Genomic DNA, 20,113 nt, shown 5'->3' with positions numbered 1-20,113 from the left:
GTCACGCCATCTCCTCGCCGAGCGGTTGCGGGTTGGGGACGATGCTCCGGGCCTTCGGCCGGTCCGGTGATTTGAGGAACAGCGCCAGCACGGCGGAGGCGAGGCCGATGGAGCCCGCGAGCACGAAGGCCCCGTGGTAGTCCCACGCGCCGACCACGACCGCGCCCATGCCCGAGCCCACGAGGCCCGAGATCAGCTTCGAGCTGTAGACCATTCCGTAGTTGGACGCGTTGTTGTTCTCGCCGAAGTAGTCCGCCGTCATGGCCGCGAACAGCGGGAAGATCGCCCCGCCGCCGAATCCGGAGACCATGGAGCAGAACAGGAAGAACGGCATGCTGCCCATCTGGCCGGAGACCAGCACCCCGAACTGGGCGGAGCCCAGCACCAGACAGACGATGATCAGAGTGTTGCGGCGTCCGAAGCGGTCGGAGATCCAGCCGATCACGCCGCGACCCGTGCCGTTGACGATCGCCTTCAGGGACATCGCGGTGGCCACGATCCCGCCCGCGAATCCCATGTCCTTGCCGAACGGCACCTGGAAGGCGATGCCGAAGATGTTGATCCCGGCGGTGCACAGCAGACAGAACCACATCATCCAGAGAACGGGCGTACGGGCGGCCTCCTTGGGGGTGTACTGCTTCACGGCGGGCGGGTTCTTCTCCAGCGCCCGGCGGATCCTCGGGTCGTCGGACACCTTCAGCGGGTCCACGTGCGGGGGCCACCAGCCCTTGGGCGGGTCCTTGAAGAACCAGCCCCCGAAGGCGACCACGGCACAGCAGACCAGGCCCACCGTCACCAGGACGCCCTGGTAGTTGCCGAGGTCCATGTACGAGGTGAACAGGAAGACGAAGGGCACCGAGCCGTAGGCGAAACCGCCGTTGACCAGGCCCGTCTTGCCGCCCTTGCGCTCCGGATACCACTTGCCGACCATGTTCACGCAGGTCGCGTACACCAGGCCGGCGCCGATGCCGCTGAACATGCCGAAGCCGATGTACGCGACGGTCACGTGCGGCGCGAACGCCAGGGAGAGGTACCCCAGGACCGTGCCCAGCGCGCCGAGCATCATGGCGTACCGCGCGGGCAGCCGTCCGCTCTCACGCAGTTGCCCGGCCGGGAAGGCGACGGCGGCCTGGAAGAATATCCAGACGCCCATCAGCCAGAAGATGTGCCCACTGCCCCAGAGATGGGCGTCGTGCAGGGTGTCCTCGGCGGAGGTGAACGCGTACTCCGAGGAGCTGATGCCCAGCATCCCCATCCAGGGGAAGAGCACCATGGTCCAGCGTGGTCGCCCCATGATGTCCCGATCGGTCTCACCGATGCGGTACAGGCGGCCGTTGCGATCCGTCACCTCCCTGTAGGGGACGGATGTCGATAGGTCGGTGGTTGTCATGTCGGTTCAGCACCCCTTGCGTCGAAAGCTCTGGCCAGCGCCCCCTGTCCAAATGCCTTTCGTGTGCGCACGGGTCCTGGGGGCGGCCGACGCGCACCGTCGGCCGTCCCCGCCCTGGTTCACCTCATGAACCGCCCCCCAACAGGCCCGCAGCCCGCGCCCAGCGATACTTCGCGCCGAGCACGGCCACCGGCTTCTCCGTCGTGTACGGGTACGCCACGACCCCCCGCTCGTACAGGTACTGGCAGGCCTCCTCGACCTCGACGTCACCCGCGAGCGACGCCACCACGGGCTTCTCGATGCCGCGCTCACGGAATTCGGCCACCACGCGCGCGGTGAGCTCGGCGAAGACCATGGGCGGGGTCACGATGGTGTGCCAGTAGCCGAGGACGAGGGCGTGGATGCGCGGGTCCTCCAGGCCCAGCCGGATCGTCGCCTCGTACGTCGACGGCGGCTCGCCCCCGGTGATGTCCACCGGGTTGCCCGCGGCCCCGAAGGGCGGGATGAAGGCCCTGAAGGACGCGTCCAGGTCCGGCGGGATCTCCATCAGGGACAGTTCGTTGTCCGTCACCGCGTCGGACAGGAGCACACCACTGCCGCCCGCGCCCGTGATGATGACGACGTTGTCGCCCTTGGGGGTGGGAAGCACTGGCAACGCGCGCGCGTACTCCAGCATTTCGTTCAGCCCGGGAGCCCGGATCACGCCGGCCTGCTTCAGGATGTCCTCGTACACGGCGTCGTCGCCCGCGAGCGCGCCCGTGTGCGAGCCGGCGGCCTTCGCCCCGGCGGCCGTACGCCCCGCCTTCAGGACGACGACCGGCTTCTTGGGGACCGTCGCGCGCGCCGCCGCCACGAAGGCGCGGCCGTCCTTCAGGTCCTCCAGATGCATCGCGATGCACTCGGTGTGCGGGTCCTCACCGAACCAGGTGAGCAGGTCGTCCTCGTCGAGGTCCGACTTGTTGCCGAGCCCGACGATCGCGGAAACACCCGTCTTCGTAGTGCGCGCGAAGCCCAGGATGGCCATTCCTATGCCACCGGACTGCGAGGTGAGCGCGACGCCGCCCTTCACGTCGTACGGTGTGCAGAACGTGGCACACAGGTCCTGCCACGTCGAGTAGTAACCGTAGATGTTCGGCCCGAGCAGCCGGATGCCGTGCCGCTCGGCGATGGCCACGATCTCGTCCTGGAGCTCGTGCTCGCCGGTCTCCGCGAACCCGGAGGGGATCAGTACGGCGTTGGGGATCCCCTTGCGTCCCACCTCCTCCAGGGCCGAGGCCACGAACTTGGCGGGGATCGCGAAGACCGCCACATCCACCTCACCGGGAACGTCGGTGACACTCTTGTACGCCTTGCGGCCCTGAATGTCATCGGCCTTGGGGTTCACCGGGTGGATCTCGCCGGAGAAGCCCCCGTCGACGAGGTTGCACATGACCGAATTGCCGATCTTGCCCTGCTCGTTGGAGGCGCCGATCACGGCCACGGACGAGGGCTCCATCAGCCGCCGCATGGACGTGAGGATCTCCTCGCGCGTGTACTTGCGCCGCTCCTTGGGGACCGAGTCCGCGAGGATCACGCGGATGTCCGCGGCGACCGCGCCCTCCGGAGTGGCGATCACCGGGTTGAGGTCCACCTCGGCGATCTCGGGGAAGTCCGCGACGAGTTCGGAGACCCGGCGGATCTGCTCGGCGATCGCCCACCGGTCCACCGGCGGCGCGCCACGCACCCCGCGCAGGATCTCGGCCGCCCTGATCGAGTCCAGCATCGACAGCGCCTCGTCGGCGTCCACGGGGGCGAGCCGGAAGGTGACGTCCTTCAGGACCTCCACCAGCACCCCGCCGAGCCCGAAGGCGACGACCTTCCCGAACGTCGGGTCGGTCACCGCGCCGACGATGACCTCCTGTCCCTGGGGGAGCAGTTCCTGGACCTGGATGCCTTCGATGCGGGCCCGCGGGTCGTAGGCTCGCGCGTTATCGACGATCTTGTGGAAGGCGGCACGTACGTCCGCCGCGCCCTCCACGCCCACGATCACACCGCCGGCGTCGGTCTTGTGCAGGATGTCCGGCGAGACGATCTTCATCACGACGGGCCCGCCGAAGCGCGCCGCGTATGCCACCGCCTCGTCGACGTCCGTCGCCAGTTCCTCGCCCGGTACGGCGATCGCGTACGCGTCGGCGATCACCTTTCCCTCGGGCGCGGTGAGCGCGGTCCGCCCCTCGGCCCGCACGGCGTCGAGGAGTGTGCGCACCCTCAGCACCCGGTCTTCGGCCATCACTCAGATCACTCCGTTCGACTTGAGCAGGTGCAGCTCCTCGTCGCCGAGGCCGAGCTCGCCGATGTAGACCTCTTCGTTGTGCTCGCCGAGCAGCGGCGAACTGGTCACGTCCACGGGGGAGTCGGAGAGCTTCAGTGGGCTGCCCACGGTCACGAACTCGCCCCGCTCGGGGTGCGGCACCGTCACGACCATCTCGTTGGCGACCAGCGACTCGTCCTCGATGATCTCCTTGGTGGACAGGATGGGGCCGCACGGGATGTTGTGGGCGTTGAGCTTCTCCAGCACCTCCCACTTGGGGAGCGTGGCCGACCATTCCTCGATGAGCTGGAACATCTTGGTGAGCTGTGGCAGCCGGGCCTCCGGGGTCGCCCACTCGGGGTCGTCCGCCAGCTCCGGCCGGCCGATGAGCTCGGTGATCGGCTTCCAGCCGACGGGCTGCACGATGACGTACACGTAGTCGTTGGGGCCGCCCGGCGCGCACTTGACCGCCCAGCCCGGCTGGCCGCCGCCGGACGCGTTGCCGGAGCGGGGAACCTCGACGCCGAAGTCGTCGTTGGGATATTCAGCGAGCGGGCCATGTGTCAGTCGCTGCTGATCGCGCAACTTCACCCGGCAGAGGTTGAGCACGGCATGCTGCATGGCCACGTTGACCCGCTGCCCGCGCCCGGTGTTCTCCCGCTGGTACAGCGCCGCGAGAATCCCCGCCACGGCGTGCACGCCCGTGCCCGAGTCGCCTATCTGGGCTCCCGTCGCCAGCGGCGGCCCGTCCTCGAAACCGGTGGTCGACATCGACCCGCCCATGGCCTGCGCGACGACCTCGTACGCCTTGAAGTTGGTGTACGGACCGTCCCCGAACCCCTTGATGGAGGCATAGACGATCCGCGGATTGATCTCCTGGATGCGGTCCCAGGTGAAACCCATGCGGTCGACCGCGCCCGGTCCGAAGTTCTCGACCATGACGTCGGAGCGCCGGATCAGTTCGGTGAGGATCTCCTTGCCGCGCTCGGTCTTGGTGTTGAGGGTGATGCTCCGCTTGTTGCAGTTGAGCATCGTGAAGTAGAGGGAGTCGACGTCGGGGAGGTCGCGCAGTTGCTTGCGGGTGATGTCACCGGTCGGCGCCTCCAGCTTGACGACGTCCGCGCCCAGCCAGGCCAGCAGCTGCGTGGCGGACGGACCCGACTGGACGTGCGTCATGTCGAGGACACGGACGCCTTCGAGAGCCTTGGTCGACGTTCCTGCGATCGGGGTCATCGGGGTCATCGGGGTGATCGGGGTCATCGGGGGCACCTCACTTGTACATCGTCTGGTTCATGGTTCCGGGGGCGTACGCGTCCGGGTCGACCCAGACGTTGATCAGCGACGGCTTGCCCGACTCCCGGGCACGCTGGAGCGCCGGGCCGATGTCGGCGGGATCGCGGACCTCCTCGCCGTAACCGCCCAGCATCTGCGCGAACTTGTCGTAGTGGACGTCACCGAGGGTGTTGCCGACCCGCTCGCGTTCCAGGCCGTACTTCTGGGCCTGGCCGTAACGGATCTGGTTCATGGAGGAGTTGTTGCCGACGATGCCGACGAAGGGGAGGTTGTAGCGGACGAGGGTCTCGAAGTCCCAGCCGGTGAGGGAGAAGGCGCCGTCCCCGAAGAGGGCGACGACCTCCTTGTCCGGCCGTGCCTGCTTGGCCGCGAGCACGAACGGGACGCCGACGCCGAGCGTCCCGAGCGGGCCCGGGTCCATCCAGTGCCCAGGGGACTTGGGCTGGACCACCTGCCCGGAGAAGGTGACGATGTCGCCGCCGTCCCCGATGTAGATCGAGTCCTCGGTCAGGAAGTCGTTGATCTCGCTGACCAGGCGGTACGGGTGGATCGGCGAGGCGTCCGACTTCAGGCTGGGCAGCCGCTTGTCGATGGCCGTCTGCTCGGCGGCCCGCAGCTCGTCCAGCCACTCCTTGCGCTTGGACGCGCCGCCGTTGAGACGCCCTGAGGCCGCTTCGGTGACCGACTTCAGGATCAGACCCGCGTCGCCGACGATTCCGAGGTCGATGTCCCGGTTCTTGCCGACGGTCCGGTAGTCGAGGTCGATCTGCACGACGGTCGCGTCCGGGGAGAGCCGCTTGCCGTAGCCCATGCGGAAGTCGAAGGGCGTACCCACGATGACGATGACATCGGCGTTGGAGAAGGCGTACCGGCGCGAGAGCTGGAAGTGGTGCGGGTCCCCGGGCGGCAGCGTGCCGCGCCCGGCGCCGTTCATGTACGCCGGGATGTTGAGGGTGCGGACGAGCTCGATGGCGGACGCGGTACCGCGCGTCGTCCACACCTGGCTGCCCAGCAGGATCGCGGGCTTCTCGGCGTGGACGAGGAGGTCGGCGAGCTTCTCGATCGCCTCGGGGTCACCGGCCGAGCGGGTCGAGGCCCGGTAGTGGCCGGCGGCCGGGATCCGGGCCTTCTCCACCGGCACCCTGGCGTCCAGGACATCGCGCGGGATCTCCAGGAAGGAGGGGCCGGGCGCGCCGTGGAAGCACTCCCGGAACGCCATCGACACCATGTCGGCGGCGCGCGCCGTGTCCGGCACCGTCGCCGCGAACTTGGTGATCGGCGTCATCATGTCGACGTGCGGCAGGTCCTGCAGGGACCCCATCTTGTGCTGGGTGTGCGCCCCCTGGCCGCCGATGAGCAGCATCGGGGACTCGGCGCGGAAGGCGTTCGCGACGCCCGTCACGGCGTCGGTCGTACCGGGACCTGCCGTGACGACGGCGCATCCGGGCTTGCCGGTGATGCGTGCGTAGCCGTCGGCGGCGTGGGCGGCGACCTGTTCGTGACGGACGTCGACGACCTCTATGCCTTCGTCGACGCAGCCGTCGTAGATGTCGATGATGTGGCCGCCGCACAGGGTGTAGATGACCTCCACACCTTCTGCTTTGAGTGCCTTGGCGACCAGATGCCCACCGGAGATGGAGTCCTGGCTGATGTCGTCGGGCATGGCGAAGTCCTGTCCCTTCGTAGGGGGTTGGAACGCTCTCGCGGTACATTGCATACAGTCGACGAATACTGTATGAAGCTTGTTATCCCGCATCCGGTGGGTGGTGTCCAGGGGGCGTGCGGCATTTTCCCGGGGTCTGGGGGTCGCTCCCCGGACAGACACAGCAGTCAGGAGCCGGTGATGGACCTGTACGAGCACCAGGCAAGGGAACTCTTCGAGGAACACGGCATCTTGGTGCCGAGGGCCGAGGTCACGGACTCGCCCAAGGAAGCACGCGCGATCGCCCGCCGGCTCGGCGGCCGAGTCGTCGTAAAGGCCCAGGTGAAGACCGGTGGACGCGGCAAGGCGGGTGGCGTCAAACTCGCCGCCGACCCGGCCGCCGCCGAGCTCACGGTGCGTCAGATTCTCGGCATGGACATCAAGGGCCACACGGTCGGCAAGGTGATGCTGGCCCAACCGGTCGACATCGAGAGCGAGTTCTACGTCAGTTACGTCCTCGACCGCGCCGCCGGACGCTTCCTCGCGATCGCGTCGGCCGAGGGCGGCATGGAGATCGAGGAGGTGGCCGCGAGCCGCCCGGAGGCGGTGGCGCGTGTCCTCGTCGACCCGGCCGAGGGTGTCACCTCGGCGAAGGCGACCGAGATCGCCGAGGCCGCGGGGCTGCCCCCGGAGTCCGTCGACGTTCTCGTACGCCTCTGGGGGGTGCTGACCCGAGAGGACGCCGTGCTCGTCGAGGTGAACCCCCTCGTACGCACCGCCCGGGGGCAGATCCTCGCTTTGGACGGCAAGGTCACCCTCGACGACAACGCCCGCTTCCGTCAGGCACGTTGGGGTGAGCAGGAGGCAGGGCACGACGACCCCCTCGAGGCGGCTGCCGCGGCCAAGGGCCTCAACTACGTCAAACTGGACGGCGAGGTCGGCATCATCGGCAACGGCGCGGGCCTCGTCATGTCGACGCTCGACGTGGTCGCGGGCTGCGGCGCACGCCCCGCCAACTTCCTCGACATCGGCGGCGGAGCCTCCGCCCAGATCATGGCCGACGGCCTCTCCGTGATCCTCTCCGACCCGGCCGTGAAATCCGTCTTCGTCAACGTCTTCGGCGGCATCACGGCCTGCGACGCGGTCGCCGACGGCATCGTGCGGGCGCTGGAGACCGTGCGGTTGACCAAACCCCTCGTGGTCCGCCTCGACGGCAACAACGCCGTCCGCGGCCGCGCCATCCTCGACGGACGCGCGCACCCCCTGGTCCAGCAGGCCACCACCATGGACGACGCCGCACACCGCGCGGCCCGACTCGCCACCGCCGGCTGAAGGAGGAACAGGACATGGCCATCTTCCTCACCAAGGAGAGCAAGGTTCTCGTCCAGGGCATGACCGGTGGCGAGGGCATGAAGCACACCCGGCGGATGCTCGCCGCCGGCACGGACGTCGTCGGCGGGGTCAACCCGCGCAAGGCGGGCCGGACCGTCGACTTCGACGACCGGGCGGTGCCCGTCTTCGGCTCGGTGCGCGAGGGGATGGCGGCGACCGGCGCCGACGTCACCGTCGTGTTCGTACCGCCCGCGTTCGCCAAGGCCGCGGTGGCCGAGGCCGCCGACGCGGGCATCGGGCTCGCCGTCGTCATCACCGAGGGCATCCCCGTCCACGACTCCGTCGCCTTCCATGCGTACGCCGCCACGAAGGGCACCCGCGTCATCGGCCCCAACTGCCCGGGCCTGATCACTCCGGGGCAGTCGAACGCGGGCATCATCCCCGCCGACATCACCAAGCCGGGGCGCATCGGCCTGGTGTCCAAGTCGGGCACACTGACGTACCAACTCATGCACGAACTCCGCGACATCGGGTTCTCGACGTGCGTGGGCATCGGCGGCGACCCCGTCGTCGGCACCACACACATCGACTGCCTGGCCGCCTTCCAGGACGACCCCGACACCGAACTCGTCGTCCTCATCGGCGAGATCGGCGGCGACGCGGAGGAGCGGGCCGCCGCGTACGTCCGCGACCACGTCACCAAGCCCGTCGTCGCCTACATCGCCGGTTTCACCGCGCCCGAGGGCAAGACGATGGGCCACGCGGGCGCGATCGTCTCCGGCTCGTCGGGCACCGCACAGGCCAAGAAGGAGGCCCTCGAGGCGGCCGGAGTACGGGTGGGCGGCACACCGACCGAGACGGCCCGGCTGGTGCTGACCCGGTTGGCATCGGAGCGTGTCGCCACACAGGGGTGAGATGAGACGTCACTCATAGTTGATGTGAGGTGACTGTCACGAGCGGAGCCTCCTCAGTACCTTCCTCCGTACGTACGCGACCACCCATCGCGTACGAACCCTTCCCTCCGTGCGGACGCGACCACCGTCCTCCTCCGCACGGATGCGACCACTCCTCGTCCGGGCCCGTGCACCATGCAGCTCGGCAGGAGCCAGGCACCTCCCGCCCCCGACTGTGCACCGAGAGCGGAGACATCCGAATGGCATCCACCCTCAACACCCCCCTCGTCCTGAAGTCCGGTACGTCCTGGGACGACGCCTGGCAGCGCTGCCTCGCCGTCGCCCCCGAGGCGTTCCAGGAGGACCGCGTCCTCAATCTCTGGGACGCCTCCTGGCGGGCGGACGGCCGGGCACTGCCCGCCACCAGTCCGGTCGACGGAAGCCCCATCGCTGGCCCGCCCCGCCTGAACGCCGCAACCGCTCACCAGGCCGTACGGGCCTCACTCGACCAGCACCGGGCCTGGCGCCACGTCCCGCTCGCCGAACGACGGGCGCGCGTCGCGGCCACCCTCGACGCCCTGACCGAGCATCGCGAGCTGCTCGCCCTCCTCCTCGTCTGGGAGATCGGCAAGCCCTGGCGGCTCGCGCAGGCCGACGTGGACCGGGCGATCGACGGCGTGCGCTGGTACGTCGACGGCATCGAGCCCATGGTGGACGGCCGGGCTCCGCTCGAGGGGCCCGTGTCCAACATCGCGAGCTGGAACTACCCGATGAGCGTGCTCGTTCACGCAATGCTGGTACAGGCATTGGCAGGGAACGCGGTCATCGCCAAGACCCCGACCGACGGCGGCGTCGCCTGCCTCACCCTGGCCGGCGCGCTCGCCGCACGCGAAGGGATCCCCGTCACCCTCGTCAGCGGCAGCGGAGGCGAGCTGTCGGAGGCACTGGTCCGCGCGCCCGAGATCGGCTGCGTCTCCTTCGTCGGCGGCCGTGACACGGGCGCCGCGGTGGCCACCGCCGTCGCCGACCTCGGCAAGCGGCATGTACTCGAACAGGAGGGACTCAACACCTGGGGCATCTGGAACCACACGGACTGGGACGCACTGACGGCCGTCATCCCCAAGCTCTTCGACTACGGCAAGCAGCGCTGCACCGCCTACCCGCGCTTCGTCGTCCAGCGCTCGCTGTTCGACGAGTTCCTCGCCGCCTACCTCCCCGCCGTCCGCACCCTGCGGGTCGGTCACCCACTGGCCGTCGAGCACCCCGAAGACCCCTACCCCGCGCTGGACTTCGGGCCCGTCATCAACGCGGCCAAGGCGAAGGAACTGCACGACCAGGTGGCGGAGGCCATCGACCGCGGCGCCGTCCCGCTGCACCGCGGCAGGCTGACCGACGCACGCTTCCTGCCCGGCCAGGACACGGCGGCGTACGTCCAACCGGTCACGCTCCTGAACCCGCCGCCGTCCTCACCGCTGCACCACGCGGAGCCCTTCGGCCCGGTCGACACCATCGTCCTGGTCGACACCGAGGCGGAGCTGCTCGCCGCGATGAACGCATCGAACGGCGCGCTCGTCGCCACGCTGTCCACGGACGACGAGGCGACGTACACCCGACTGGCCCCGCAGATCCGCGCGTTCAAGGTCGGCCGCGGAAAGCCCCGCTCCCGCGGCGACCGCGACGAGCTCTTCGGCGGCCTCGGTGCGTCCTGGCGCGGCGCCTTCGTCGGCGGCGAGCTGCTCGTGCGCGCCGTCACGCAGGGGCCGGCGGGGGAGCGGCTGCCGGGCAACTTCCCCGAGTATCAGCTCGTTCCGTGAGATGAGGGTGGGCGGTACCCGCTTCAGGGCGCCGCCCGCTCTCTCGGACTCCTGCGGACTCCTTCGATGATCTCGTCCACCAGCCAGCGGGCGACACCCGTCGGGTAGGGCTGGGGCAGACTGAGCACGACATGGTTCACCCCGATGCCGATGAGATCGGCGACGGTGGCACGGGTGGCGGCGGGATCGTCGTACGAGACGACGACCTGTACGGAACGGGTGATCTCACGCGGATCCCGTCCGATGTCCGCACAGTGCGCGTCCAGCACCCGACCGCGCTCGGCGACGAACTCGACGTCGTTGTGCGGCGGTCCGGGGACGTTCCAGATGTCGGCCTGCTCGGCGACGAGCCGCAGCAGTCGAGTCCCCCAGCCGCCGATCAGCAGGGGTGGCCCGGGCCGCTGCACCGGCTTGGGCTCGTTCCGCGTGCCACGCAGCCGGTAGTAACGCCCCTCGAAGTCGAAGGGGTCGTCCTGCGTCCACATCCGGCGCAGGATCTCGACCGTCTCGCCGAGCCGGGCGACCCCCTCGCCCGGCGGGACGAGGGAGAGCCCGTACGCCTCGTACTCGGCGATCGCCGGATTCTCGCCGGCGATCCCGCCCGCGCCGGGCGGCTGATGGGTGCCGCCGACACCGATGCCCATGACCAGCCGACCGCCGGAGATCACGTCCACGGTCGAGGCGATCTTCCCGAGGACGGCGGGCGGGCGGATGCGGTTGCTGGTGACGAGGAGCCCGAGCCGCAGCCGCTCGGTCTGGGCGGCAAGGGCGCTGAGCAGCGTCCAACTCTCATGGATCTGGCCGTCCTTGGGGCCGCGGAGCGGAAGCAGATGGTCCCAGAGCCAGGCGTCCTCGATCTCGGGCAGGGCGTCGGCCTCCTGCCAGACGCGGCGGATGTCGTCGTAGGAGACATGCATGGGGGTGGTCTTGATACCGAAGCGCACACGTTGATCGCTCATATCGGTCAGCTTAGTAAATCATCAGCAGTACTGACAATCAGTTTTGGGTACAGTTCTGGGCATGACCGGTGAGCGCTCTTCCGTACCTCCCGTGCCCCTTGAGTCCCGGCTCGGCTATCTGCTCAAGCACGCCCAGCAGCGGCTGGCGCGGGCGTCCGTGGAGGCGCTGGCGCCCTTCGGGATCGACGGCCATGAGCTCGCCGTGCTGGCGGTGCTCGCCGCCGAGTACCCGTTGTCCCAGGTCGAGGTGGCCGGACGGCTCGGCGTCGACCGCACCACGATGGTGGCGCTCATCGATGGCCTGGAGGATCAGGGGCTGGTCGAGCGGCGCCGCAGTCCGCAGGACCGGCGCAAGAACATCGTGGAGCTGACGCCCGTGGGCCGGGACTGCCTCGACCGGGCCGAGCGTGCGCGCCGGGATATGGAGCGCCGCTTCCTCGCCCCGCTGGACGAGGAAGCGGCGGCCACGTTCGTACGGGCCCTGCAGATCCTGGTGGTGGAGGAGCGTCGGATCGCGGAGTGACGGTACGGGTCCGGGGCTCTTCGGCTCCCCGTCCGGGGGACCCTCGGTGGCCGTCTGATCACCCGCGGTAAGCGGCTTGATGCCCCCTCGTTCGGCCTCGCGCAGCCGCTCCCACAGCCTGGATATGCAGGTGAAAGGCACTCCGAAACCTTGGTATTGTTGTCCATGTCGCCGCGGGGAACACCTCCGGCCAGGCGGCAGACACCTAGTCCGGGTGGCGGAATGGCAGACGCGCTAGCTTGAGGTGCTAGTGCCCTTTATCGGGCGTGGGGGTTCAAGTCCCCCCTCGGACACAATCACAAACAACAATCACTGACGATACGGTGATGAGGGCCTCGACCTTACGGTCGCGGTCCTCTTTGCGCGTTCGTAACCGATGGTGATGCTCAGGGCTTCGTAGAGTGGGCCTTTCTTGTCAGCGTCGGTTGTGTGGATGCGCTGTGCAATGTCTCCAAGACTGTCGGTGATCTCTCGGATCTGCTGGGCGTCGAGCGGGGATTCCTTCTTCCGGGTGAGGGTGGGGAGCGCGTCGAGTTTCTTCTGCGCCGCCACTTTGTCCTGCTGCGCTGCGTTGAGCCACTGTGACGACAGCCGGGTCCACCCTGGCCCGCTGTGACTGCTCCAAAGGGCTCCCCGGGTCGAGGGCCATTCAGGCGCTCTGACGCCGCAGGCGGCGGCCGACATGGTGTCGGCCGCCGCCTGGCGGAAGGGATTCGGGTTCATGCGCGTGGAGTGACGTGGCGTCAGCCGGACGTGCTGCCCGCGACCCACTCGTTCCACGGCATGTTCCAGTCGCTGAGGCCGTTGTCCGGGGCCAGCATGGTCTTGTCCGCGGAGTTCTTGACAACCACGACGTCACCGATCATCGAGTTGTCGAAGAACCACGCGGCGGGCTGCTTGCCGTCGCCGCCGCCCTTGACGTCCTTCAGGCCCACGCAGCCGTGGCTGGTGTTGACCTTGCCGAAGACTGAGTCTGCACCCCAGTAGTTGCCGTGGATGAACGTGCCCGAGTCGGTCAGGCGCATGGCGTGCGGTACGTCGTTGATGTCGTACGCGGGCTTGCCGTCCTCCTTCATGAGGCCGACGCTCGCACCGTTCATCTGGATCTGCCTGAACTTCTCGGAGATGACCATCCGACCGTTGTACGTCGGGTGCTCGGGGCTGCCGGACGAGATCGGGATGGTCTTGATCGTCTTGCCGTCCCGTACGACGGTCATATGCTTCGTCCTGGCGTCGACCGTGCTGATCTGGCTCCGGCCGATCTTGAACGTGACCGTCTTCTGGATGCCGTGGCGGGTGAGCTTGACGGTGACGGTGGAGCCGGGCTTCCAGTAGTTCTCGGGGCGGAAATCCAGACGGTCGTCGTTGAACCAGTGGCCGACGATCCGCTGCCCGCTGCTGGAGCTGACCTGGATCTCCGACTCCACAGCGGCCTTGTCGCTGATCGCCTTGCCGAAGGAGACCGTCACCGGCATGCCCACGCCGACGGTCGAGCCGTCCTCGGGGGAGAGGTGCCCGATGAAGTCGTTGGCCGGGGAGACCGTGGTGATCGTGGCGTTCCCGGTGACGGACCGGCCCTTGGCGTCCTGGGCCTCTGCGGCGACCTGGTATCTGGCGGCCCGCTCCAGCCGGCCGTTCGACTTCCAGGACGTGCCGTCCGCGGACAGGGTGCCCGGAATCTCGGCACCGGTCGCGACGGCGGTCATGGTCACCTTGGTGAGCGTGCCGTTGCTGACCGTGACTTTGGCAGGGCCGTTGATTCCGACGCCGTAGGCACCCTGCCCGGGCGTGATCTTTATTCGGGCGTCGGAAGCGTCCTGGGTGCCCGCCTGATTTTCCTGCGTCTGCGATTTCGGCTGATTCCCGACGGCGTCGCCGCTGGTGGCGGCGTTGCTGGTACCGCCGAGGGCCGTGAGTGCGAGTACGCCGCCGAGTACGCCGGCCGTAGCCATCAGCCCGGTGCTTCGCTTACGTGCCGTGATCAAACGCTTCTCCCGTGACGCTGGTCGTTGAATCCCTGGAGCTGGTTACCGGAGGAGTGCAACCGGCTTTAAAGAACTATTTTTATGCATTCATCCGTCCCGAAGGGGGTGAATTGTGGCGAATGCCACTTGTTGCGAGAGTCTCGCCGGGGCTCTGCTCGACGGCCGGATGGCGCGTAGTCGATCTGCTCTCGCCGATCGGCGCAGGCCGTACAGCGACACGGAAGCGAGGGGCCTCGACGTGACCGGCGCCTGACCCGCTGCCAGGCCGCCTCGACGCCGGAGCGGACCCCGGACCGAGGTCGTGGCGCAGGCTTCGGGCTGGCTGGTGGTGATCCTTTCTGTCTGGGGTGTGTCCGCGGTCAGGGTCCTGACTGCGGGATCGAGGTCAGGGAGATCTCCTGGCTGCGGGGTGGGAGATCGCCGGGACTGGGGTGGCCATCGGCGCCGGCGCCAACTGCTCGGCGAGCACGGGCTGGTGGGATGGAGACGCGAGCACGGCATACTCGTCAGCGGCGGCTCGGACACTTTGCCCGGACGACCTGAATCCCCGGCGGCTTTTCGTCCCACCCGGCCACGGCCTCACCTGTCGGTGATCTCGGAGAGCCATGTCGTCTCCTCTGGACCCGGTGCTTCGAGGCCGGGTGCGGGCAGCCAGCGGACCTCGCCCGTGCGCAGGGCGACCGTGGCCCGTGGCTGCATCGGACCGTGGCCCCTGCGAGAGAGCAGGACGAGTTCCCAGACTGTCGCCGTCATGGCGTCGAGTCGGGTGGCGCAGTCGGTGCTGACTCGCCGCAGATCCCGGGTCCGGCCCAAGGACAGATGCGGGGTGAAGTTCTTGGCGGGCCCACGACAGCGCGGGAACCGCTGCTGCAGTACGTGGTGCAGGTCCGCCCAGGGCGCCTTGCCGGCTGCCGCCGGGTCGAGCCACACGGTGAAGTACGTCCTGTGCCGGAAGGTGCGCACCCCGTCCAGCCGTGCGGTGAAGACCGGAGTCTCGGCCGTCGCCGCGGCGAGCGGCGGGGCGGCCCGCTCGAAGTCGGACTCCGGCACGAAGCCGAAGAGCACATTGACGTGCGGCGGCCAGCGGTGGATCTGCGGATCGTAGTCCCGGCGGACGTCCTGGATCGGCGGCCACAGCTCCGCAGGCGGGATCCAGGCCACCGCCGTGCGGGCTGTCGGGGACACGTCGAGGCCGCCGGCGGGCTCGCCCCTGTCGGAGTTCGTGTCGAAGCTCAGGTCCGCTTGCGGGTCCCGCAACCGACCGGCGCCCGACGCGTCGATGCGGTCCACCCCCGTGGCCCGGTCCCAGACCACCTCGCCGTCCGCCTCGATAAACACCACCCGGTGCCACGGGATGTCGCCTCCCGGCACGAAGTAAGGCAGTGGGATGCGTTTGCAGGCATCCCGGCGCTGACTGATCACCAGCACGAACCGGGCCGGGTCGAATCGTGGGTCCCAGCGGATCCAGTGATAGATCTCGTCGCTGGTTCGCATCACGCCTCCTCGACCGCCGTTACACCCTCTACTCCTCCAGGGTGCCGCTCACCCTGTTCCAGACCGTCCATCCTCACGCAACGCGGCCCAACGGGTGCGGTACGTGATGAAGCCGGCGTAGGCCGAGGCCCGCACAGACGAACGGCCACCGGCTGATCTTTGTTGCAGCGTCGGCATCCCTCAGGCGGGGGCTTCGCGTTGTGATCCACCTGTGGCAGATCCCGGGCCTTCCCGGTGCGATGAGGCGGTCGGGTCCCGGGGCGTTCAGGTCTTCCTCGCTCCAGTGACCGCTTGGGCTCGCCTCCGGAGCGCGCAGGAGCGACCATGGCGCTGCCCAAAGCGTTTACCGAAGGCGTGGGTGCCTGGGGTGACGCGGTGGACGGTCTCGAGGTGGACGTGCTGGCCGCTCTCGGACCAGGCACCAGCGCCGCATTGGGCACAGGCGGACTTCCACATACCGACGCTCCGGAAGCCGATCGTGACCACGCGCGACGCCATCGGGACCGCCCCACTGCCGTCAGTGCGTTTGACGTAGCGGACGCGGTGATGCGAGCTGAGATGGTTCTCTGCCGGCTGGACGGCTGCCGCGAAGCCGGCGGCCGTGCGCGCGCCGCTCCGCTCGGTCCATCCGCAGGCGTCGCAGACCGCTCTGAGCAGGTCCACTCGGGTCCCGAATATCGCGTAGACCATCCGCCCATCCCCTCACGCCGCCCGGGCCATGAAGGCAGCAGTGATGTGACGCAATGTCAGAGCACCACTCTTCAGGATGCGTTGACACTCCGTCAAAGCAGCTTCCCTTGCGCGACCACGACCGTATCGTCAGTGGTCAACTCGCCCCTCGGACACACATAACACATCATTGCCCATGGGCTCGTTTCGTGGGCAGCAGGGCGAACTGGCACCCACCTCCGGCTTCTGGCCGGGTGTGGGTGCTTTGTCGTTGCGGCAGGCCAGGTATCAGATGGTGCAGATGTCGGATGGCGGTGAAGCCTCCGTCGGCGGCCACGACCGCGCCGGTGACGAAGCTGGAGCGCGGTGAGGCCAGGAAGCACAGGACTTCGGCGATCTCCTCGGGCTGGGCGACGCGGCCCAGGGGCTGCGCGTCGCCGAAGGAGGCCAGGTAGCTGCGGCTGTCCGGGCGGAAGGTGTCCAGGAAGTCGGTCTCGATGACACGGCGGCAACGATGTTGGCGCGGATGTCCAACGGGCCGCCCTCCACCGCGAGGACCTTGGTGAGCTGGGCCAGAGCGCCTTTGGACGCGCTGGAGGCGGCTCCCTCCGGCAACGCGACGGTGCTCGTGCAGGAGCCGGTGCTGACGATCGCGCCGCCTCCATGTTCCTTCATCACGCGGAACGCCTCGCGGGCGAAGAAGAAGGAACCGCGGGCGTTGACGCCCATGATGGTGTCCCAGTCCTCGGCGGTGGTCTCGGTGACGGGCCTGTTGAGGGTCCGGCCGGCGTTGTTGATCAGGATGTCCAGGCCGCCGAATGCGTTGATCGCGGCATCCACGGCCTGTACGGCGGTCTCCTCCTTGGCGATGTCGCCGATCAGCGGGACCGCGCCGGGGTGTTGTGCGCCGTGGGCGTGCGGAGCGGGATGAGCAGCGCGCCCGCGAGCCCCTGGTCACGGTCGGGGACGCCGGAGACGGCCAAGTGCGAAGCGCACAGCACCAGCAGGACCAACACCGTGGGGATGGTGGCATGCGCTCTGCCCGTGACGGGCCCGTGCACTGCGCGAGAGGCAGATACGGAGGTCATGCATCCACCGTGGTGAGACGCCGGTGAAACAACCAGGTCGCGATTGTCCAGGGTGCCGGACTCCCAGGTGAAGCGCGCCCCCTTCGCCCCCGCAACAAGGCGCCGCGGAGCCCTAGCCTCGACATATGGACCCCGGCATATGGACCCCCGGCATATGGGCACAGACAAGGACCCCGTCGCCGAGAACGCGCTGGGAGGTTTCCTCCGCGCACGGCGTGCCCAACTGCGCCCGGAAGACTCGAGACTTCCCACGTCCGGCCGCCGCAGGGTGCCCGGTCTGCGCCGCGAAGAGGTCGCAACGCTCGCCGGGGTGAGCGCCGACTACTACATGCGCCTGGAACAGGGCCGCGAACGGCACCCGTCCCAGCAGGTACTCGAAGCCGTCGCGCGAGCTCTGCGACTGGACGACGAAGCGGTGGCCCACCTGTACCGGGTGGCCACCCCGACCGCCCGCCGTACGCGCCGCGCGCCCCGCGTCGAACGCGTCGCCCCGCACCTGCGGCGACTCCTCGACACCTGGAGCGACACACCCGCCTTCGTCCTCGGCCACGCCCTGGACGTCCTGGCCCGCAACCGGCTCGCAGACGCCCTGTACGCCGACTTCACCCCCTCCGACAACCTGCTGCGCATGACGTTCCTGGACCCCGCCGCGCACCGCTTCCACCGTGACTGGGACCGCGCCGCCGAATCGAGTGTGGCCACCCTGCGCCGGGCGGCCGGCATCGACCCCGAAGACCCGCGGTTGCGGGAGCTCGTCGGTGAACTGTCCATGAAGAGCGCCGACTTCCGCGTTCTGTGAGCCCGCCACGACGTACGCGGCAAGACCCGCGAGGCCAAGCTCTCCCACCACGCCCAGGTCGGCGACCTGGAACTGCACTACGAGGCGTTCACCGTCAACAGCGCCCCTACCCAGCAGCTCATCGTCCACCAGGCCGAACCGGTCAGCACGTCCGCCGACGCCCTCGCCCTGCTCGGCTCGTTGAGCGCCGGCCCCGGCCCGGCCCCGGCCCCGCGCAGGACACCACGATGGGCACCGACTGAGACCGCGTACGAGCTGGCCAGGTGTTTCCTGGGTGTGCCAGGGCCAGGATCACGACTCCCCATCCGGGCGGACGCGAAGGAGAATGACGCCATGACCCGGATCATGATGAGGTGGGGTTCATGAGCGACGGCACTCCCTTGGGAGAGTTCCTCAGAGCACGGCGTGAAGCGCTCAAGCCGCAGGACGTGGGTCTGCCGGAGCACGGCCGCAGGCGGGTACCGGGGCTGCGCCGCGAGGAGGTCGCCATGCTCGCGGGTGTGAGCTCCGACTACTACATGCGCCTGGAACAGGGCCGCGAGACCAGCCCCTCGCCGCAGGTGATCGACGCGGTCGCCGCCGCCCTCCACCTCGACGACGAGGCACTCGACCACCTGCGCAGACTCACCAGGGCACCTCAGGAACGCCGTAGCACTTCCGCCGGGCACGACAGGATCAGCCCCCAGCTCCTCCGGCTGCTCGACAGCTGGCCCGACACCCCCGCCTTCGTTCTGGGACCTGCCCTGGACGTCCTGGCGCACAACGCGCTCGCCGCGGCCCTGCACAGCGGATTCCAGCGGTTCGACAACCTGGCCCGCATGGTCTTCCTCGACCCGGCCGGGCGCAGCTTCTACCGGGACTGGGAGAAGGCCGCGAACTCCTGCGTCGCCGAAATCCGCGCGGCCTACGGATACGACCTCGATTCCCCGCGGATCACCGAGGTCGTCGGCACGCTCTGCTCGAAGAGCCCGGAATTCGCCGAACTGTGGGCACGGCACGAGGTGAAGGGCAAGACCCAGCAGGCGAAGAACCTCGCACATCCCGAGGTCGGTGCTCTGGAGATCCAGTTCTCGGCATTCACGGTCAACGGTGCTCCGCATCAGCAACTGGTCGTCTACCAGGCCGAGCCCGCCAGTTCCACCGCGGCCGCCTTCGTGGAACTCCGTTCCCGGGCCGACCGTGGGGAATCCGCAGGGACTCGGCAGGAAGTATCCAGCCGGGCTCTCAGCGACACCTGACTTCGACATGGCGCGCACGGGGACGGGGACGAGGAAGAGGACGAGGACGAGGACGAGGTAAGCGAACGGCTCAGGTCTGGCCGGCCGCGGGACGGACGATGATCTCGCTGACGTCGACACCGGCAGGCTGGTCCATGGCGAACGCGATCGCCGCCGCGACCGACGAGGCCGGGATGGCGACATTGCGGTAGGCACGCATCCGCTCGCGGCCCTCCGGGTCGGAGATGGACTCGGCGAGTTGGGACTCGGTCACGCCCGGGGAGAGGGTGGTGACACGGATGTCGCCGCCGACCTCCTGGCGCAGGCCTTCCGAGATGGCTCACACGGCGTGCTTGGTGGCGTTGTGGACGGCTGCCGTCGGGGAGACCTGGTGGGCGCCGATCGAGGCGACATTGATGAAGTTGCCCTGTGCTGGGTCTGCATGAGGGGCAGAGCGGTCGCGATGCCGTGCAGTACGCCGCGGATGTGTGCGGGCGCCGAGCACGACATGGTGACCTCGCTCGGCGAGCAGCTTGGCGGTCGGCGCGCCGATGGCGCTGCTGGCGCCGGTCACCAGCACGACTTTCCGGCCGATGGACATGGACATGGACGTAGGCATGGACATCGTCATGGCCGAGACGCCTTTCACAGGGCAGCAGCCGACGCGGCGAGTCGTTGCTCGAACCGCGTCGGCCGCCGGTCAAGGGCGGAACAAGGTTCGGAGG

At 68.7% G+C, this 20,113-nt stretch carries 13 protein-coding genes, 1 tRNA gene and 5 pseudogenes; 7 read left to right on the top strand and 12 right to left on the bottom strand.

What is annotated here, in order from left to right; genetic code table 11:
* Window position 1 precedes the first annotated feature (1 nt).
* From ACFVWD_RS05030 to ACFVWD_RS05015, 4 genes are all read right to left on the bottom strand, one after another.
* Entirely contained in the window at window positions 2–1,390 is a 1,389-nt protein-coding gene (locus ACFVWD_RS05030; RefSeq protein ID WP_389594003.1) for an OFA family MFS transporter, read from the bottom strand.
* A 124-nt stretch (window positions 1,391–1,514) separates the two neighbouring features.
* Window positions 1,515–3,659, bottom strand: a complete 2,145-nt coding sequence (locus ACFVWD_RS05025) for an acetate--CoA ligase family protein (protein WP_389594002.1) — start codon at window positions 3,657–3,659, stop codon at window positions 1,515–1,517.
* Between the two features lie 3 nt (window positions 3,660–3,662).
* Window positions 3,663–4,940, bottom strand: coding sequence for a formyl-CoA transferase (frc, locus tag ACFVWD_RS05020; RefSeq protein WP_389594001.1), 1,278 nt, complete (start codon window positions 4,938–4,940; stop codon window positions 3,663–3,665).
* A gap of 10 nt (window positions 4,941–4,950) precedes the next feature.
* Entirely contained in the window at window positions 4,951–6,636 is a 1,686-nt protein-coding gene (locus ACFVWD_RS05015; RefSeq protein ID WP_389594000.1) for a thiamine pyrophosphate-binding protein, read from the bottom strand.
* 180 nt (window positions 6,637–6,816) lie between these two features.
* Here ACFVWD_RS05015 and sucC point away from each other — a divergent pair, with 180 nt between their 5' ends.
* The 3 genes from sucC (at window position 6,817) to ACFVWD_RS05000 (ending at window position 10,654) form a co-directional block, all read left to right on the top strand.
* On the top strand, window positions 6,817–7,947 hold the full coding sequence (gene sucC / locus ACFVWD_RS05010; RefSeq protein WP_389593999.1) for an ADP-forming succinate--CoA ligase subunit beta: 1,131 nt from the start codon (window positions 6,817–6,819) through the stop codon (window positions 7,945–7,947).
* Window positions 7,948–7,961: 14 nt separating this feature from the next.
* Window positions 7,962–8,861: a succinate--CoA ligase subunit alpha gene (gene sucD / locus ACFVWD_RS05005; protein ID WP_389593998.1), complete on the top strand. Its 900-nt coding sequence runs from the start codon at window positions 7,962–7,964 to the stop codon at window positions 8,859–8,861.
* 239 nt (window positions 8,862–9,100) lie between these two features.
* Window positions 9,101–10,654 (top strand): aldehyde dehydrogenase family protein, encoded by a 1,554-nt coding sequence (locus ACFVWD_RS05000; RefSeq protein ID WP_389593997.1) that lies wholly within the window; start codon window positions 9,101–9,103, stop codon window positions 10,652–10,654.
* A gap of 23 nt (window positions 10,655–10,677) precedes the next feature.
* Here ACFVWD_RS05000 and ACFVWD_RS04995 read toward each other — a convergent pair whose 3' ends face one another.
* Window positions 10,678–11,613, bottom strand: coding sequence for an LLM class flavin-dependent oxidoreductase (locus tag ACFVWD_RS04995; RefSeq protein ID WP_389593996.1), 936 nt, complete (start codon window positions 11,611–11,613; stop codon window positions 10,678–10,680).
* A gap of 61 nt (window positions 11,614–11,674) precedes the next feature.
* Here ACFVWD_RS04995 and ACFVWD_RS04990 point away from each other — a divergent pair, with 61 nt between their 5' ends.
* Both ACFVWD_RS04990 and ACFVWD_RS04985 read left to right on the top strand, forming a co-directional pair.
* Window positions 11,675–12,136, top strand: coding sequence for a MarR family winged helix-turn-helix transcriptional regulator (locus ACFVWD_RS04990; protein ID WP_389593995.1), 462 nt, complete (start codon window positions 11,675–11,677; stop codon window positions 12,134–12,136).
* 208 nt (window positions 12,137–12,344) lie between these two features.
* A tRNA-Leu gene (locus ACFVWD_RS04985) sits at window positions 12,345–12,429 on the top strand.
* A 16-nt stretch (window positions 12,430–12,445) separates the two neighbouring features.
* Here ACFVWD_RS04985 and ACFVWD_RS04980 read toward each other — a convergent pair.
* The 5 genes and pseudogenes from ACFVWD_RS04980 to ACFVWD_RS04960 form a co-directional block, all read right to left on the bottom strand.
* The gene (locus ACFVWD_RS04980; protein WP_389593994.1) at window positions 12,446–12,859 is read right to left on the bottom strand and encodes a hypothetical protein; all 414 of its coding nucleotides are present in this window, start codon (window positions 12,857–12,859) and stop codon (window positions 12,446–12,448) included.
* Window positions 12,860–12,879: 20 nt separating this feature from the next.
* Window positions 12,880–14,088, bottom strand: a complete 1,209-nt coding sequence (locus tag ACFVWD_RS04975; RefSeq protein ID WP_389593993.1) for an Ig-like domain-containing protein — start codon at window positions 14,086–14,088, stop codon at window positions 12,880–12,882.
* A 648-nt stretch (window positions 14,089–14,736) separates the two neighbouring features.
* Window positions 14,737–15,615: pseudogene (locus tag ACFVWD_RS04970) on the bottom strand (RNA repair domain-containing protein); the annotation flags it as partial.
* A 976-nt stretch (window positions 15,616–16,591) separates the two neighbouring features.
* Window positions 16,592–17,187: pseudogene (locus tag ACFVWD_RS04965) on the bottom strand (SDR family NAD(P)-dependent oxidoreductase); the annotation flags it as partial.
* Complete coding sequence (locus ACFVWD_RS04960; RefSeq protein WP_389593992.1) at window positions 17,163–17,372, bottom strand: hypothetical protein; 210 nt, start codon at window positions 17,370–17,372, stop codon at window positions 17,163–17,165. The gene ACFVWD_RS04960 and the pseudogene ACFVWD_RS04965, both read right to left, overlap by 25 nt.
* A 154-nt stretch (window positions 17,373–17,526) precedes the next feature.
* Here ACFVWD_RS04960 and ACFVWD_RS04955 point away from each other — a divergent pair.
* Window positions 17,527–18,372: pseudogene (locus ACFVWD_RS04955) on the top strand (helix-turn-helix transcriptional regulator); the annotation flags it as partial.
* 161 nt (window positions 18,373–18,533) lie between these two features.
* On the top strand, window positions 18,534–19,409 hold the full coding sequence (locus ACFVWD_RS04950; RefSeq protein WP_389593991.1) for a helix-turn-helix transcriptional regulator: 876 nt from the start codon (window positions 18,534–18,536) through the stop codon (window positions 19,407–19,409).
* Window positions 19,410–19,479: 70 nt separating this feature from the next.
* On the opposite strand, the pseudogene ACFVWD_RS04945 reads toward ACFVWD_RS04950, so the two are convergent.
* Both ACFVWD_RS04945 and ACFVWD_RS04940 read right to left on the bottom strand, forming a co-directional pair.
* Window positions 19,480–19,877, bottom strand: a pseudogene (locus tag ACFVWD_RS04945) (SDR family oxidoreductase); the annotation flags it as partial.
* Window positions 19,878–19,914: 37 nt separating this feature from the next.
* Window positions 19,915–19,989: pseudogene (locus tag ACFVWD_RS04940) on the bottom strand (hypothetical protein); the annotation flags it as partial.
* Between the last annotated feature and the right edge of the window lie 124 nt (window positions 19,990–20,113).

Origin of the sequence: Streptomyces sp. NPDC058086, assembly GCF_042885015.1 — a bacterium.
Taxonomy (GTDB): Bacteria; Actinomycetota; Actinomycetes; order Streptomycetales; family Streptomycetaceae; genus Streptomyces.
This window is presented reverse-complemented; position numbering and strand designations above follow the sequence as displayed.